This is a genomic window from Parafrankia irregularis (assembly GCF_001536285.1).
In the GTDB taxonomy this organism is placed as follows: domain Bacteria; phylum Actinomycetota; class Actinomycetes; order Frankiales; family Frankiaceae; genus Parafrankia; species Parafrankia irregularis.
In genome coordinates this window covers 82,114-97,709 of sequence record NZ_FAOZ01000035.1, presented here as the reverse complement: position 1 = coordinate 97,709, position 15,596 = coordinate 82,114, and the positions used below count along the sequence as shown (strand labels likewise).

Here is a 15,596-nt window from a genome sequence, read left to right as displayed (position 1 = left end):
TGAAAGCATCTAAGCGGGAAGCTCGCTTCAAGATGAGGTCTCCCACAGGGTAGCCTGGTAAGGCCCCCGACTAGATGATCGGGTTGATAGGCCGGAGGTGGAAGTGCGGTGACGCATGGAGCTGACCGGTACTAATAGGCCGAGGGCTTGACTACTTTATGATTCTGCTGTTTTGCGTCCACTGTGCGGTTCTCGGGCTGCGACCGGAGGGTCGGGTCTGATGGTGTTTCGGTGGCTTTGGCGAAGGGGAAACGCCCGGTTCCATTCCGAACCCGGTAGCTAAGCCCTTCAGCGCCGATGGTACTGCGTGGGGGACCGCGTGGGAGAGTAGGACGCCGCCGGACTTCTTTAGGTAGGGGCTGTCTCTGGTTGGTGCCGGAGACAGCCCCTACCTGTATTTGTAGTGCTTTTTCGGATCGACCCGGAGGCTCTCGTGGCCTCCCGGTCGCCGGCCGCGCCAGGGGTAGTGGTCCGCTGGGCGTATCACCAGTGGCCAGGCGCTGATGAGGCTCCGAGCGTGTCCCACAGGTTCGTCGGTGTCCCTGGGCCCGGGGCCGACCTGGTGGGCGCGGCGGACCGGAGCTGGTGGGACGTCCGGTATCAGTGGCTCTCCGACGGCCAGGCGGGTGCCTGGCCGGGCCGTCGGCAGAGAATGAGATGTACCTGGGGAAGGCCGCGTTCCGGCACCCCGGAACGAAGGGAATGCTTTCCGTTATGCCGAACGACGAGTCGTCGAGGTCCCAGCCGTCCGGGTCTGGAGGGCCTCCGCGGGAGCGGCGCGCCGGCCAGCAGGGCCGGCCGGCGCGACCAGTGAGAAGCGGTGGGGACCGACGCGACGGTCAGGGACCGCGTCGCACCTCGTCGGAGGGCGGCCGCGGAGGCGGCAGCGAGGTCAGGCGATCCGGGCGAGTGGTGAAGGGCGACGGCGGGTGGTCTCAGGACCGGCCTGCCCGGCGCACCGAGGGCGGCCGCGGCCCGGCGGGTTCGGCTGCCCCCCACGGCCATGCCGGTTCGAGGGGTTCGTCGGCTGGCGGTGGCGGCGGCGTGGGCGGCGGTTCGCGTGGCGCCGGCCCGGCGCGGGGAGCGGGCGCCGGACGTGGCTCCGCCTCCTCCGGCTGGACGCCTTCGTCGGGGCGGGCGTCGTCCGGGCGTGGTGGCCCTGCACCGCGGGCCGGTGGAGGCCGTTGGCGCGACAACCAGACCGGCGGATCGGGTGGGGGTTCGGGCTCCGGGCCGCGTCCGCAGTGGCAGCGTGCTGGGAGAGGCGACAGCGCGGGCACGGGCGCGGGTCGCGCTGAGGGTGCGGGCCGCGCCGAGAGCTCCGGCTGGCAGGAGAGGCCTGGCCGGCCGGAGAGCTCTGGCCGGCGCGAGAGTTACGGCAGGCCCCCTGGCGCGGGTCGCGGCGATGGCGGTCCGGCCGGCGGCGGACGCTGGTCCCGTCCGAGCGACGGCGGAGAAGGCGACAGCTCCGGGTACGGTGCGCGTTCCGGTCGCTATGTCGGTGACCGGGCGGCACGGCGGCCTGGTGGCGGGGCTGGGAAGCCGTCCGCCGGCGCACCGGTGAACCGTACGCGTTCCGACGGTCCTGCGCGTGTCTCCACGAACCGGCCCTGGTCCGCCGGCCGTGATGGTGCTCCTCGCGATGACGCGGCTCGGCGCGGCGGCGCTCCGGGATCTGATGGCTGGCGGGGCGGGCCTGCACGCGGTGGTTCCACCGGAGAGGGGTACCGCCGAGAGGACGGCCGCGGAGACGGCGACCGCCGTGGCAGCGATCGTCGTGATCGCGACGAGACGCGCCGGGACGATGCACGTCGCGACGGGGGCCGTGGACGTGCCCCCGAGCGGTTCGCCGCCGGCGACCGGCGTTCTGGTGACGGCGGTGGCGCCGGTCGGGGCTTCTCCCGCGGGGACGCCCGCCACGGCGGTCCCCGTGAGCAGCGCCCTGACCGCGGGCAGCGCCCCGACCGCTCCTCCGCGCCCAGCGGTGACCGCTGGCCCCGGGCTGAGCGTGGCACCGACCAGCGGCGTTTCCCAGGCGCGGATCGTGGGCCCGAGCGCCATACCGACCAAAGACGTTTCGACAGCACCGAGCGCCGGCCGGCGCGACCGCACGGTGAGGACAGCACCCCACGTGGCGAGTCCGGGCCGTCATCCGCGGGATACCGCGGACGTCCAACCGGTGCCGGCGGTCGCGACGGCGGTCGCGACGGCCGCCGGGATTTCCGCCGCGACGGCGGGGAGCGTCCCGGCCGCTGGAGTTCGTCTGGACCTCGGTCCGACGGACCTCGGTCCGACGGCGCCGACCGGCCGCGACGCTTCGGGCCCGGCACGCGACCGGAGCCGGGCACAAGGCCGGCACAGGACACAAAGCCGGCACAGGACACAAAGCCGGGGCCAGGCACGCGGCCGGACCACGAGCCGGTAGCCCGTGGCGGCGCGGCCGACAACGGCGCCGCGCCCGCGGGCCGGCAGGTCGGCAGGGGCGATACCTACCGTGGTGGCGAGACGAAGCCACGGTGGGAGCGTCCGTCGTCGGGTTCGCGTCCGGACGCGAACCGCTCGGGCCCGCGCCGTTCGGATGGTGGTCGGCCCGCCTCCCGCGGCGGCTCCTCGGCCGGGAGGCCCGCACGCCGTCCCACCGACAGCCCCGGCCGTTCGGGTGGGCCGGGGGACGGCACTGCCCCGCGCCGTCGTCCGGCCGCGCCCGCGCTGCCGGACGAGGCGCGGGCCGAACTGCTCGACCGGGACGTCCGGCGGGACCTGCGCAGTGTGCCGGCGCCGTTGGCGGAGACGATCGCCCGGCATCTGGTCGCGGCGGCGATGCTCGTCGACACCGATCCCGCGCTGGCGTTGGAGCACGCCCGAGCGGCGGCGGCGCGGCTGCCCCGCATGGCAGCTGTGCGTGAGGCGGTCGGCGTAGCCGCCTACCACGCCGGTGAGTACGCGGCCGCGCTGCTGGAGCTGCGTGCGGCGCGGCGCATCGACGGGTCGCCGCACAACCTGCCACTGATGGCCGATGCGGAGCGCGGTCTCGGCCGACCCGAGCGTGCTGTCGACTGCCTTTCCGATCCCGGTGTCGCCGAGCTGGACGAGGCGGCGCGGGTGGAGCTGCTGATCGTGGTGTCCGGTGCCCGGCGCGACATGGGCCAGCCCGAGGCCGCGGTGGTGCTCCTGCGCGACGCGGCGATGACCAGGAGCGAACCGCGTCCGTGGACGCCCCGGCTCTGGTACGCCTACGCGGAGGCGCTGCTCGCCGCGGATCGTCCGGTGGAGGCCCTGCGTTGGTTCACGGCCACCGCGGCGATCGACGAGGACGAGACCGACGCGGCCGAGCGGATCTACGAGCTGACGGTCATCGACGACGAGGCCGACGAGGCCGACCAGGTCGTTGACGATGTTGACGATGTTGACGGCATCGATGCCGTCGATCAGGCGGACCAGGACGAGGACGACGAGGGCGACGAGGTGGGCTCGGCCGAGTCCGACGACACCCCGATCGTCGCGGATCTGAACGACGACGCAGGCCCTGGGCCCGGGCCGGACGGCGTCACCGCGCCGGTCGGTGCGGAGCCACTCGCGCAGACGGCCCTCGCGCAGGAGCCGCTCTCCGAGGAGGCAGGCGAGGGGGCCCTTCCCGGGGTATCGGGTGAGGAGTCCCGCGCCGAGGGAAACGCGGCGAACGCCGAGGATCTCGCGGCGGAGAACGCGGAGGATCTCGCGGCGGTCGAGCCGGCTGAGGAGACGAGTGGGGAGACGAGCGAGGTGGATGCGGCCGAGCTGGTCGATGCCGCCTCGACCTCGACCTCGACCTCGACAGCCACAGGCGCCGGTGAGCCGGTGCCTGTGGCGGAGCCTGCCGTCGACTTCTCGGCGGCTCCGGAGAGCACGGCGTCGGCCGTCGCCGCGGACAGTGCGGCCCCGATCCCGGAGATCGTCTTCTCGGACGCTCCGGGCGGTGTGAAGCCGGCTGAGGCGGGAAGCCGGGGCGAGGACGAGCCGGCCGGTTGACGGTGCGCCGTCCGGCGCGCCCAGGCGCGCCGGACGGCCGTCCGGCGGCAAGACTCAGCGCCGCGGCCCGGTGGCCCGGTGGCCCGGTTTGGCGAGTCGCAAGAGTGAACGATTCTGGTCGTCGGCACGACCAGAATCCTTCTTTCTTGCGACTCGCCAGGTGCTCTATGCCCCTTTCGCGCCGCTTGAGATGAACTGACGCCGGCGCGGATCCTCAGTCCAGCGGACGCATCAGCAGCCCGGTGCGGGGCTTGGGCGTGAAAAGGGTGGACTTGCGGGGCATCCGCTCAGCAGCGCCGGCGACGGCGATCACGTCCGCGACCGGAGTCGGGTTCAGCAGGAGTGCGACCCCGCCGGAGGCGCGCGCGGCAGCCAGCGCCGCCGGCGCGTCGTGGTAGTAGTCGACGACCCCGACGGCGTCCTCCAGCTTCCACACCTGCGAGATCAGCGCGAGGTGCGCCACGGTGACGTCTAGGCGCCGAAACGCCTCCGACCGCTCGGCCGGCAGCGCCTGTCGCAGCAGGTCGGCCGAGGGCTGGGTGAGCAGGTAGGCCGCCGACCCATCGGTGATCACGAAGGCGTGGCCCGCCCGTCCGGCCGTGGCGAGCTCGTCGAGCAGCGTCGCGGGGTCGACGGGGACGGGCACCGGCGCGGTCGCCGGGCCTGCGGTAGCGGCGGTCGCACCGGTCGTGATGGCGCCGGTCCCGGTGCCGGTCCCGACAGCGGTGGCGGCTGTGTCGTCGGCATTCGCGGTGGTGAGCTGGCGGACGGTGAAGGACTCCCGGGCCCGGCTGACCGCGTCGGCGAGGATGAGGCCCCGCACGGCGCGGTGGATGGCGTGTACCTGCGGGCCGCTGGCGGTGGCGTCGACCAGGAAGGTGAGCCCGAAGTCCCACGGGCCGTCGCCGTCGCCGGCGGCGTGTCGCTCCGCCTGGTACTGGCGATAGGTCGCGTACCGGTGGTGGCCGTCCGCGATCACCGCACGGCGGGGGAGCAGGTCCGCCGCGATGACTTCCAGGGTGGCCGGGTCGTCGATCGCCCAGAGCCGGTGCGTCACGCGGTCCGCCGTGTCGACGTCGGTGTCGACGTCGATGATCGGAGGGCTGGCGACGGCCTCGGCCACGGCTGCGCTGGCCGGGCCGCCGCCGTCGTAGAGCAGGAAGATCGGTTCCAGGTTGGCCGCGGTGGCGCGGGTCAGGGAGAGCCGGTCGGAGACCGGGCCGGCCATGGTGTTCTCGTGCGGCAGGACGATCTGGGCGTCGGGGTCCGCGAGTGCCAGCGCTCCGACGAGGCCGCGCTGGACGTGCTCTCCCTGCCGCTGTTCGTACACGTAGAGCGTGGGGACGTCGTCGCGGACCAGCACGCCGCTGTCCAGCCACGCGCGCAGGGTTCGCGCCGCCTGCTCATAACGGTTGCCGACCTCATCCGCCCCGCCCGGAGCGCCGGCGCCGGGCACATCGCCGGGAACGTCACGCGGCAGGATCAGCCGGACGACGTTGTGTGCGGCGGAGGCCTCCAGCGCCGTGCGCTCGTCCTCGTCGATGACGTCGTAGGGCGGCGACGTGAGCGCGGCGAGATCCGCGCCGGTGGCCGCGAAACGGGCCGCGCGGAAGGGCGTCAGCACGAGTCCGGCGGGGACTGGCACCGGGACGGACACCGGGGGAACTGGCACGGCGGCATCAGGGGCAACCATGAGGCGCATCGTAGGTGCTCCGACCGCGCGCCCTCATCCGCCGCGAGGTCCAGCTCCGGCTGGTAGCTCCTGCTGGCTGCCCACCGCGGCGACACCGCGTTCCCGGCGCGGCGGTCCCGGCGGGACGGATCCGGGTGGCGTGGAAGACAGGCCGTTATTCCGATGTTGGGGCATGTGAGTGCCGCTTACGGTGAAACTGGTTGGGAGGGTGGGACACCTCCCTCCCATCTGTGTCGCCGAGGGCGTCGGCCGGGCGGTGCTGTTCCGCTGCCGTGGTTGCCGCGACCGCGGTGGTCCGGACGACGTGGAGGTGCCATGACGGAGGAGTTCGGCACAGGGGGCGGAGGCGGTCGGCAGGGGCCGGAGCCGGCGCGCTCGCCTGCCGGTGAGGTCTACGACTGGTACACACGTGGGATGGCCCTGCTGGGGCACGGCGACGCGAACGCCGCCGTGCAGCTTCTCGCGCACGCGGTGGCGGCGGAGCCGGCGTCGCCGAGCGTGCGGGAGGCGCTTGCCCGGGCCCAGTTCGAGGCCGGTCAGTTCGATGACGCCGCGCGCACCTTCGCCTGGATAGTCGACAGGCATCCCACGGACGACTACGCCCAGTTCGGGTTGGGATTGGCGGCCCGTCGGGCGGGGGACCTGCGGGTCGCCATCGAGCACCTGGCGCTCGCCGTGGCGATGCGGCCGGATCTGGCCCACTACGGTGTCGCGTTGCGCGGCGCGCGCGCGGCGCTGAACCGCGCATGAGGCCCTCGACCGCGCCGGTAACGGCTGCGCCAACCGCGTCCCCCGCCACGCCTGTGATGGCCGCGGCGGCTGCATCGGCCGCGACGGCGGTGGCGACGTGGGCCCCGCTTTCCGGTTCGTCACGGGCGCCCGCGTCGATGTTCGACGTCGCCCTGATGGATCTCGACGGTGTCGTGAACCGGGGCGAGCGGGCCGTCCCACACGCGGCGGCCGTGATCGAGGCCGCGGCCGTCGACGGATTGCGCACGGTCTACGTGACGAACAACGCGCTGCGGACCCCGGAGACGGTCGCCGCCCGGCTGACCGGCTTCGGGGTTCCGGCCGGGCCAACCGATGTGGTGACGTCGGCGCAGGCCGCCGCGCACGTGCTGGCCGAGCGTCTCCCGGCGGGGGCGAAGGTGCTGGTGGCCGGTGGGGCGGGGCTGTGGGAGGCGGTGCGGGCCGAGGGGCTGTCGCCGACGTCGTCGGCTGCCGACGAGCCGGCCGCCGTCGTCCAGGGTTTCGACCCGGAGATGACGTACGCCCGGCTGGTCGAGGCCGTGCTGGCCGTCCGGGCGGGTGCCTGGTGGGTCGCGAGCAACACGGATCTGACGGTGCCGACGGAGCGTGGGCTGGCGCCCGGTAACGGGGCGCTGGTGGCCTTCGTCCGGGCCGCGACGGAGGCTGAGCCCGTCGTGACCGGAAAGCCGGAGCTGGCGATGCACGCCGAATCGGTGCGGCGTAGCGGTGCGCGCAACCCGATCATCGTCGGCGACCGGCTGGACACCGACATCGAGGCGGGCACGCGGTCGGCGACACCGACGTTGCTGGTGTTCACCGGTGTCACCGGGCCCGCCGAGCTGTTCGCGGCGCCGCCGTGGCACCGGCCCACCTTCGTCGCGGCCGACCTGCGCGGGCTGCGCCGTACCCAGCCGGCGGTCGAGGTACGGGACGATTCGTCCCGGTGCGGTGCCTGGGCCTGCGTTCTGGACGGAACCACCCTGCGCTGGCACCCGGCGGCGGACGACGGGGCAGCTGGTCGCAACACCAACACCAACACCAACACCAACACCAACACCGACTCCGGCGCCGGAGATGACGGCCTCGACGCGCTTCGCGCCGCCTGCGCCCTGGCCTGGGCGGCCGCCGACGCGGGGCGCACGCTGACCGCGCTCGCCGACGAGCGGCCGCCCGGCTGCGAGGACCTGCGCGTACCCCGCTGATGCCGGCCTCCGGCCGGGCGCAGCGCAGGTCAGCGCGAGCAGCGCGGGTCAGCCAGGCAGCGCAGGGTCGGTCAGGCAGCGCAGGTCACAGCAGCGCGCGTACCCGGAGCAGGTCGCGGACGCTCGCGTCCACCTTGAGGCGGCCACTGGCCCAGGCCGAGGTGACCGAAAGCGTCCCGCTGGTCACGGCGAGGAGGTCGTCGCTGCTGAGAGTGAGGGTGATCTGTGCCCCGGGCCGCTCGCCCTCCCCGATGTCATGCAGGCAGCCACCGCGCAGATGACCGGAGAAGGTGGTCTCCAGATCCGGGATGCGGCAGACGATGACACGATCAGGGGTGCGGGCCGCACGATTGCTCTGGGCAAGCAGGTCCAGACGGGAGGCGAGGTCACGCAGTGCGGCCTCACACTGCAAACGGTCCGCCATTCCGGACGTCCACCTCCTTCCCCCACCGCCGTCAGACACTAACGCGAGAGCGCTGCCAACGGCCGGAACGGGACTGGCTCGGTGTGAGTGCGACCACGTGTGGGATGGCGATGTCCAGGCCGGGCATCGGCACCATCCGGAATGCGAGAGGCTTGTCCGGTGAACACCGACGAACTGTCCGCCGAGCTGACGGCGGCACTCGCGCGGCTCGCGATGCTCCCCGGCCGGCCGGCGGTCGAGCATCTGAAGGCGTTCGAGGAGGTGCACGGCCTTCTGGAGGACGCCTTGCGGGACCTGGCCGGCACATCCGGTCCGGACGGCGCCCGGGCGCCTCGGTGAGTCGGTCGGGTCGGGCGGGGTCATCGGTGGCTCGCCGTGCGCGGCTGGACGTCGAACTCGTCCGCCGCAAGCTGGTGACGTCGCGGGAGCGTGCGGCCGAGGCGATCAGCGCCGGCCGGGTCCGGGTCGGCGGGGTCACGGCGACGAAGCCGGCGACGATGGTCGACGCGTCGGCGTCGATCGTCCTGGCGGTGGGTGACGATCCGGGTTATGCCTCCCGAGGCGCGCACAAGCTGGTCGGCGCCTTCGAAGCGTTCGGTGTGCCCGCGCCGGAGGTTCCTGAGCCGGGGATTCCTGGTTCGGGGGTTTCTGGTTCGGGGGTTTCTGGCTCGGGAGGTGCCGCCCCGGCGCCCGGCGGTTCCGCGGAACCGCGTGCGGCGTCCGGCGGTTCCGCGGAACCGCTTCCGGTGCGCGCCGGTTCCGCGGAACCGCGTCCGGCGTCGGGTGGCTCCGCCGAACGGCTTCCGGTGTCCGGCGGTTCCGCGGAACCGCATTCCGAGCCGCGGGAGGCGCAGCCGCAGGGGGCGCACGAGCCGCGGGACCTGCCGGCGCGACCGGCGCGACCGGCGCTCGTCGTGGCCGGGCGGCGCTGCCTCGACGTCGGTGCCTCCACCGGGGGGTTCACCGACGTGCTGCTGCGCTACGGCGCCCGGGAGGTGGTGGCGGTCGACGTCGGCTACGGGCAGCTGGTGTGGCGGCTGCGCGCGGATCCACGGGTGCGGGTGCTGGACCGGACGAACGCCCGGCACCTGGCGCCCGATCAGGTCGGGGAGCCGGTGGATCTGGTCGTCGGTGACCTTTCGTTCATCTCGCTGGTTCTCGTCCTGCCGGCGCTACGGGCCTGCGCCGGGCCCGACGCGGATTTCGTCCTGTTGGTCAAGCCGCAGTTCGAGGTGGGCCGGGAGTTCCTCGGCGCCGGTGGTGTGGTCCGTGATGTGGCCTTGCATGCTGGTGCGGTGCGATCCGTCGCCGCGGCTGCCGCGGAGCTCGGGCTCGGCGTGTGCGGCGTGACGGCCAGCCCGTTGCCGGGCCCGGCGGGCAACGTCGAGTACCTGCTCTGGCTGCGTGCCGACGTGGTCCGTGGCGCCGGGGAGATCGAGGCGATGACGGCCGCGGCGATCGCCGCCGGACCGGCCGGCACCGCACCGGCAACCGCGCCAGTCGCGCCCCCTTCCTCGCACTCCGCCCCCTCCTCCCCAAGGACCGATCGATGACCCGCGAGGTGCTTGTCGTCACCCATCCGCGCCGTTCCGTGGTGCGGGAGAGCGCCCAGCAGGTCCTGGAGCTGCTCGGGGCAGCCGGTGTGTCGCCGCGGGTGCTGCGGGACGAGGCGGAGCTGCTGGACCTCTCGGCGCCGAACGTCGTGCCGGCGGACATCGACGCCGCCGTCGGAACGGAGCTGGTGCTCGTCCTCGGTGGCGACGGCAGCCTGCTGCGGGGTGCCGAGTTCGCCCGCTCGGCCGACGTCCCGCTGCTCGGCGTCAACCTCGGCCATGTCGGCTTCCTGGCCGAGGCGGAGCCGGACGCGCTGCGCGCCACCGTCGAACACGTGGTCCGCAAGGAGTACACGGTCGAGGAACGGATGACCGTCGAGGTGACGGTCCGTCACCAGGGCGAGGTCCTCTACACCGGCTGGGCGCTCAACGAGATGTCGTTGGAGAAGGCCGAGCGGGCCCGGATGCTCGAATGCGTCGTGGAGATCGACGGCCGGCCGCTGTCGCGGTGGGGCTGCGACGGCGTGATCTGCTCGACGCCGACCGGCTCGACCGCGTACGCGTTCTCCGCGGGTGGTCCGGTGCTGTGGCCGGGGGTCGAGGCGCTGCTGGTGGTGCCGATCAGCGCGCACGCGCTGTTCGCGCGGCCGCTGGTGCTCGCGCCGGGCGCGGTGGTGGCCATCGAGGTGCTGCCGGACGTCCCGGCGGTGCTCTACTGCGACGGACGTCGGATGTTCGATCTGCCGAGCCTGTCGCGGGTCGAGGTGGTGCGTGGGCGGCGGCCGGTGCGTCTCGCGGTGATCAGACCACAGCCGTTCACCGATCGCCTGGTGGCGAAGTTCGACCTTCCCGTCGCCGGCTGGCGGGGGCGATCGGAGCGCTGACCAGCGCGCCGACCGGCGCGAGCATCGGCATCACCCCGCGCCGGGACGTGCCGGGAATCGGCGGCACGCCACCCATTCCCCGATTTCCGGGTGCCGGCCGGGGCGGATGTGACGCTAGAGTTCGGGGCGTGCTCGAGGAGATTCGCATTCGCGGCCTCGGTGTCATTGATGACGCTGTCCTCGACCTGGCGCCGGGGCTGACGGTGGTCACCGGTGAGACCGGCGCCGGCAAGACGATGATCGTCCAGGGTCTGGGCCTGCTGACCGGGGGCCGGGCCGACTACGCCCTCGTCTCCGCGGCGGCCGGTCGGGCGTCCGTGGAGGCCCGGCTCGTCGTGGCCGCCGACTCCCCGCTGGTCAAGCGGGTGCACGAGCTCGACGGCGAGCTCGACGACGACGTGATCCTGATGGGGCGCACGCTGACCGCCGAGAGCCGGTCGCGGGCCCAGCTGGCCGGCCGCTCGGTGCCCGCCAGTGTCCTCGCCGAGATCACCGAGAACGTCATCGCGGTGCACGGCCAGTCCGAGGCGCAGCGCCTGCGGCGCCCAGCGATGCAGCGCGACGCGCTCGATCGTTTCGCCGGGTCCGCGGTCGCCGAGCCGCTGGCGCACTACACCCGGGTCTACGCCCGGCTGGCGAAGGCCCGGGCCCGGCTCGCGGAGATCATCGGCCGGGCCCGGGAGCGGGCGCAGGAGGCGGAGCTGCTGCGGCTCGGCCTCGCCGAGGTCGAACGAGTCGCCCCCCTGTCCGGGGAGGACGTCGCGCTGGCCGCGGAGCTGAGCCGGCTGGAGCACGCCGAGACGCTGTCCCAGGTGGCGCGGTCGGCGCACGGGGCGCTGGTCAGCGATCCGGAGTCCGGTGACGACACCCCGGGCGCGGTCGACCTGGTCGGTGCCGCCCGCCGGATCGTCGCGGGTGACGCGTCGCTCGACCCGGAGCTCGCCGAGCTCGCGAACCGGCTGGACGAGGTGGTGGCCCTGCTCGCCGACGTCGCCGCCGACCTGGCCTCCTACGGGGCCGGAGTGGAGTCGGATCCGGCGCGGCTCGCGTCCGCCCAGGCCCGCCGGGCCGAGCTCACCACCCTGGCCCGCGCGCACGGTACGGACGTCGACGGCGTGCTCGCCTGGGCCGAGACGGCGGGGCGCCGGCTGCTGGAACTCGACGCCGACGGCGACCAGTCCGGCGCGCTCACCGCCGAGTGCGAGCAGCTCACCGCGGAGCTCGCCGGGCTCGCCGAGCGGATCAGCGCCGCGCGCGCCGACGCCGCGGAGCGTTTCGGTGCGGCGGTGGCGGCGGAGCTGGCGGGCCTCGCGATGCCCAGGGCGAAGGTGCTGGCGGTGGTCGGCCAGCGGGACGACCCGGCCGGGCTGTCGGTGGGGGGCCGTACGGTCGCCTACGGGCCGAGCGGGGTCGACGATGTGGAGCTGCGGCTGGTGCCGCACCCGGGCGCGCCCGCCCGCCCGGTGGAGAAGGGCGCGTCGGGCGGTGAGCTGTCCCGGGTGATGCTGGCGATCGAGGTGGTCCTCGCCGCGGCCGACGCCGGCGCGACGATGGTCTTCGACGAGGTCGACGCCGGTGTGGGCGGGCGCGCCGCCGTCGAGATCGGCCGCCGCCTCGCCCGGCTCGCCCGCACCCACCAGGTCATCTGCATCACCCATCTGCCGCAGGTGGCCGCCTTCGCCGACCAGCATCTGGTCGTGCACAAGGCCAGCGACGGCTCGGTGACCCGAAGCGGCGTGGTGGCGCTGGACGGCCCGGCGCGGGTCCGGGAGCTGTCCCGGATGCTGGCCGGCCAGGAGGAGAGCACGCTGGCCCGCGGGCACGCCGAGGAGCTCCTCGCCGCCGCCGCGGCGGACAAGGCCGAGCTGACCCGCTCCTGACCCGCTCCTGACCCGGTCCTGAGCTGGTCCTGAACCGGTGCTGAACCGTTCTGAACGCCGTCCCCGGCGGGGCGGCCTGCGGCCCTGCTCAGGGCGGTGTTACCGTGAAGACCCGTGGAGGCGCCGGGGCCGGTACCGGCGGCGTGACCACGGGAGTTCCGCGTGGCGCAGGCGCATATGACCAAGCATGTGTTCGTAACTGGAGGCGTGGCCTCCAGTCTGGGTAAGGGCCTGACGGCGTCCAGCCTCGGCCGTCTGCTGAAGGCCCGCGGGCTGCGGGTCACGATGCAGAAACTCGACCCGTATCTCAACGTCGATCCGGGCACGATGGATCCGTTCCAGCACGGCGAGGTGTTCGTCACCGACGACGGTGCCGAGACCGACCTGGACATCGGCCACTACGAGCGATTCCTCGACGTCGATCTGGACGGCAGCGCCAACGTGACCACCGGCCAGGTGTACTCGGCGGTGATCGCGCGGGAGCGGCGCGGTGCGTACCTGGGGCAGACGGTGCAGGTCGTCCCGCACATCACCGACGAGATCAAGGATCGCATCCGCCGGCTGGCGACCGACGCGGTCGACGTGGTGATCACCGAGGTGGGCGGCACGGTCGGTGACATCGAGTCGCTGCCCTACCTGGAGGCGATCCGCCAGGTCCGGCATGAGGTCGGGCGGGACAACGCCTTCACCGTGCACGTCAGCCTCGTCCCGTACCTCGCCCCGTCGGGCGAGCTGAAGACGAAGCCGACCCAGCATTCGGTGGCGGCGCTGCGCAGCATCGGCCTGCAGCCGGACGCGGTCGTGTGCCGCTCGGACCGGCCGCTGCCCGACGCGCTCAAGCGCAAGATCGCGCTGATGTGCGACGTCGACGACGAGGCGGTGGTCGGGGCCCCGGACGCCGACTCCATCTACGACATCCCGAAGGTGCTGCACCGCGAAGGCCTCGACGCCTACGTGGTGCGCCGCCTCGGCCTCAGCTTCCGGGACGTCGACTGGACCGAGTGGGACACCCTGCTGCGGCGGGTCCACCATCCCGCGAACTCGGCGACGGTGGCGATCGTCGGCAAGTACATCGACCTGCCCGACGCCTACCTGTCGGTCAGCGAGGCCCTGCGGGCCGGCGCGTTCGCCGCCGACGCCCGCCCGGACATCCGCTGGATCGCCTCCGACGAGTTCACCTCCCCGGAGGCCGCCGCGCACCTGCTCGACGGCGTCGACGGGATCATCGTGCCGGGCGGGTTCGGTGTCCGGGGCATCGAAGGGAAGATCACCGCGCTGCGGCACGCCCGCACCCACGGCATCCCCACCCTGGGTATCTGCCTGGGCCTGCAGTGCATGGTGATCGAGGCGGCGCGCTCGCTGGCCGGGCTGGCCGAGGCCAACTCCACCGAGTTCGACCCGCAGACCGAGCACCCGGTGATCTCCACCATGGCCGACCAGCTCGACGTCGTCGAAGGCCGCCGTGACATGGGCGGCACGATGCGCCTGGGCCTCTACCCGTGCGCCCTCGGCCCCGACACCGTCGCCCGCCGCGAGTACGGCGAACCCGAGGTGATGGAACGCCACCGGCACCGCTACGAGGTGAACAACACCTACCGCGACCAGCTCGCCGCAGCCGGCCTGGTCTTCTCCGGGACGTCGCCGGACGGCCGCCTCGTCGAGGTCGTCGAGCTGCCCACCGACGTCCACCCGTTCTACGTGGGCGCGCAGGCGCACCCGGAGTTCCGCTCCCGGCCGACCCGCCCGCATCCGCTGTTCCGCGGGCTCGCCCGCGCGGCGGTCGTGCACGCGGACCGGCGGCGCGGCCTGCTCCTCGACCTGCCGGCCTCGGCCCTGGCGGGTGGGACCGACACCGACGACCCGGCCGACGCGGCTGGTACGGCCGGCGGGACCGTGGCCAGCGGTTCGAAGGCAGGCCGTTCGAAGGCGGCCGGCTCGAAGAACGGCAGCCGCGCGGCGGCGGGCTCCACCACCACCGCGGACGTGACCGGTGTCGACGGGGAGCTGGTCTCCCCGTGAGCGACACCGTGCACAGCAGCCACACCGCGCAAAGCAGCGCCACCGCGCACCGCTACGAGGTGGCGGACAGCTCCGTCGTCTACAGCGGCCGGGTCATCTCCCTGCGCCGCGACATGGTGCGCATGCCCGACGGCGACACCTCGCAGCGCGACGTCGTCGTCCACCCCGGCGCGGTCGGCGTCGTCGCCCTCGACGAGCAGGAACGGGTCGTGATGGTGCGCCAGTACCGCCACCCCGTCGGCGGGCCGCTGTGGGAGCTGCCCGCCGGCATCCTGGACGTCCCCGGGGAGCCGGCGTCCGTCGCGGCCGCCCGGGAGCTCGCGGAGGAGGCCGGCCTGCGCGCCGGCCGCCTCGACCTGCTCATCGACGTCTACGCCTCACCCGGGATGACCGACGAGGCGTTCCGGGTGTTCCTGGCCCGCGACCTGGTGGAGATCCCGGCCGCCGAACGGCATGTCGGCGTCCACGAGGAGGCCGAGATGGGCATCACCCGCATCGACCTGGCCGCGGCGGTGGACCAGGTCATGCGCGGCGAGATCACCAACGGGCTGGCCGTGATGGGCCTGCTCGCCACCTACCGCGCCCGCACCGACAACTTCCGCAACCTCCGCCCCCTCAACTCCCACTGGTCCGCCAGACCCACCGCCAGCGGCTGACGGCCGCCGGCCGCAGTTCTTCGCCGGCGTCCGCCGCCCCACAGGCGCCCGTGGCGTCGACGCAGACAACGGCCACGTCAACGAGTGGATCGCCGCCGATCGGAGCACCAAGTCCTGTCGGCGGCGCGACCAGCGGAGCAGACGGCGCCGGGAGCGGTCTCGCGCCCGCACGGCGCCTCCTACAGGCCCGGGATGGGATCGTCCGGCCCGAGCCGCCGGATCGAAGCGATGCCATTGAGATCATCGATCTCGAATCGGCGCCGTTTCACCGCCCACCAAACCACGGAGCCGGTGTCGTCGCTGGAGCTCTTGTAACCCCCGTCGGGAAGAACTGTCGACCACCCGCTCGGCGCCGACACGAGGGTCGCCAAAAGCGTGCCCGTGGCGGTCGTCCAGAGCCGCACCGCTCCGCTGTTGTCGCTGGTGGCGAGGGTGGTGCTGTCCGGCGAGAACGCCACCGTCACCCGGCCGTGGTGGCCGGTTAGTTTCCGTATTTGCTGTCCGGTGGTGGTTTCCCACAGGTGGAC

General features: G+C 73.5%; 12 protein-coding genes and 2 rRNA genes. 11 read left to right on the top strand and 3 right to left on the bottom strand.

What is annotated here, in order from left to right:
• The 3 genes from AWX74_RS33050 to AWX74_RS33035 form a co-directional block, all read left to right on the top strand.
• A 23S ribosomal RNA gene (locus AWX74_RS33050) occupies window positions 1-155 on the top strand; the annotation flags it as partial.
• A gap of 72 nt (window positions 156-227) precedes the next feature.
• Window positions 228-344 (top strand): 5S ribosomal RNA (rrf, locus tag AWX74_RS33045).
• A 2,425-nt stretch (window positions 345-2,769) separates the two neighbouring features.
• A complete protein-coding gene (locus AWX74_RS33035; RefSeq protein ID WP_242666528.1) occupies window positions 2,770-4,008 on the top strand; it encodes a hypothetical protein in 1,239 nt (412 codons plus the stop codon).
• Window positions 4,009-4,222: 214 nt separating this feature from the next.
• Here the strand turns inward: AWX74_RS33035 and AWX74_RS33030 are convergent, their stop codons facing one another.
• Window positions 4,223-5,710, bottom strand: coding sequence for a DUF1015 family protein (locus AWX74_RS33030; protein ID WP_091284699.1), 1,488 nt, complete (start codon window positions 5,708-5,710; stop codon window positions 4,223-4,225).
• Between the two features lie 306 nt (window positions 5,711-6,016).
• Between AWX74_RS33030 and AWX74_RS33025 the strand changes: the two genes are divergently transcribed.
• Window positions 6,017-6,451 (top strand): tetratricopeptide repeat protein, encoded by a 435-nt coding sequence (locus AWX74_RS33025; protein WP_091284698.1) that lies wholly within the window; start codon window positions 6,017-6,019, stop codon window positions 6,449-6,451.
• A gap of 137 nt (window positions 6,452-6,588) precedes the next feature.
• On the top strand, window positions 6,589-7,653 hold the full coding sequence (locus AWX74_RS33020; protein ID WP_091284713.1) for an HAD hydrolase-like protein: 1,065 nt from the start codon (window positions 6,589-6,591) through the stop codon (window positions 7,651-7,653).
• 85 nt (window positions 7,654-7,738) lie between these two features.
• On the opposite strand, the gene AWX74_RS33015 is transcribed toward AWX74_RS33020, so the two are convergent.
• Window positions 7,739-8,077, bottom strand: a complete 339-nt coding sequence (locus AWX74_RS33015; protein WP_091284696.1) for an alkyl sulfatase C-terminal domain-containing protein — start codon at window positions 8,075-8,077, stop codon at window positions 7,739-7,741.
• A gap of 159 nt (window positions 8,078-8,236) precedes the next feature.
• On the opposite strand from AWX74_RS33015, the gene AWX74_RS33010 reads away from it, so the two are divergent.
• The 6 genes from AWX74_RS33010 to AWX74_RS32985 all read left to right on the top strand — a co-directional run bounded on the left by AWX74_RS33010 (window position 8,237) and on the right by AWX74_RS32985 (window position 15,069).
• Entirely contained in the window at window positions 8,237-8,416 is a 180-nt protein-coding gene (locus AWX74_RS33010) for a hypothetical protein (RefSeq protein WP_006542181.1), read from the top strand.
• A 26-nt stretch (window positions 8,417-8,442) separates the two neighbouring features.
• Entirely contained in the window at window positions 8,443-9,630 is a 1,188-nt protein-coding gene (locus AWX74_RS33005; RefSeq protein ID WP_091284694.1) for a TlyA family RNA methyltransferase, read from the top strand.
• The gene (locus AWX74_RS33000; protein WP_076834758.1) at window positions 9,627-10,514 is read left to right on the top strand and encodes an NAD kinase; all 888 of its coding nucleotides are present in this window, start codon (window positions 9,627-9,629) and stop codon (window positions 10,512-10,514) included. The genes AWX74_RS33005 and AWX74_RS33000 overlap by 4 nt, the downstream gene beginning before the upstream one ends.
• Window positions 10,515-10,642: 128 nt before the next feature.
• Window positions 10,643-12,394, top strand: a complete 1,752-nt coding sequence (gene recN / locus AWX74_RS32995; protein WP_091284692.1) for a DNA repair protein RecN — start codon at window positions 10,643-10,645, stop codon at window positions 12,392-12,394.
• A 162-nt stretch (window positions 12,395-12,556) separates the two neighbouring features.
• Window positions 12,557-14,413, top strand: a complete 1,857-nt coding sequence (locus AWX74_RS32990) for a CTP synthase (protein ID WP_091284690.1) — start codon at window positions 12,557-12,559, stop codon at window positions 14,411-14,413.
• The gene (locus AWX74_RS32985) at window positions 14,410-15,069 is read left to right on the top strand and encodes an NUDIX domain-containing protein (RefSeq protein ID WP_091284688.1); all 660 of its coding nucleotides are present in this window, start codon (window positions 14,410-14,412) and stop codon (window positions 15,067-15,069) included. Before AWX74_RS32990 ends, AWX74_RS32985 begins: the two co-directional genes overlap by 4 nt.
• 179 nt (window positions 15,070-15,248) lie before the next feature.
• Here AWX74_RS32985 and AWX74_RS32980 read toward each other — a convergent pair.
• Window positions 15,249-15,596: WD40 repeat domain-containing protein (locus AWX74_RS32980; protein WP_278184674.1), on the bottom strand; the 348-nt coding region annotated here is incomplete at its 5' end.

Excerpts from the sequence above, each read along its gene's own strand:
- AWX74_RS33030 (WP_091284699.1), bottom strand. The coding sequence starts at position 5,710 with ATGCGCCTCATGGTTGCCCCTGATGCCGCCGTGCCAGTTCCCCCGGTG.
- AWX74_RS33025 (WP_091284698.1), top strand. The coding sequence starts at position 6,017 with ATGACGGAGGAGTTCGGCACAGGGGGCGGAGGCGGTCGGCAGGGGCCG.
- AWX74_RS33020 (WP_091284713.1), top strand. The coding sequence starts at position 6,589 with ATGTTCGACGTCGCCCTGATGGATCTCGACGGTGTCGTGAACCGGGGC.
- AWX74_RS33015 (WP_091284696.1), bottom strand. The coding sequence starts at position 8,077 with ATGGCGGACCGTTTGCAGTGTGAGGCCGCACTGCGTGACCTCGCCTCC.
- AWX74_RS33000 (WP_076834758.1), top strand. The coding sequence starts at position 9,627 with ATGACCCGCGAGGTGCTTGTCGTCACCCATCCGCGCCGTTCCGTGGTG.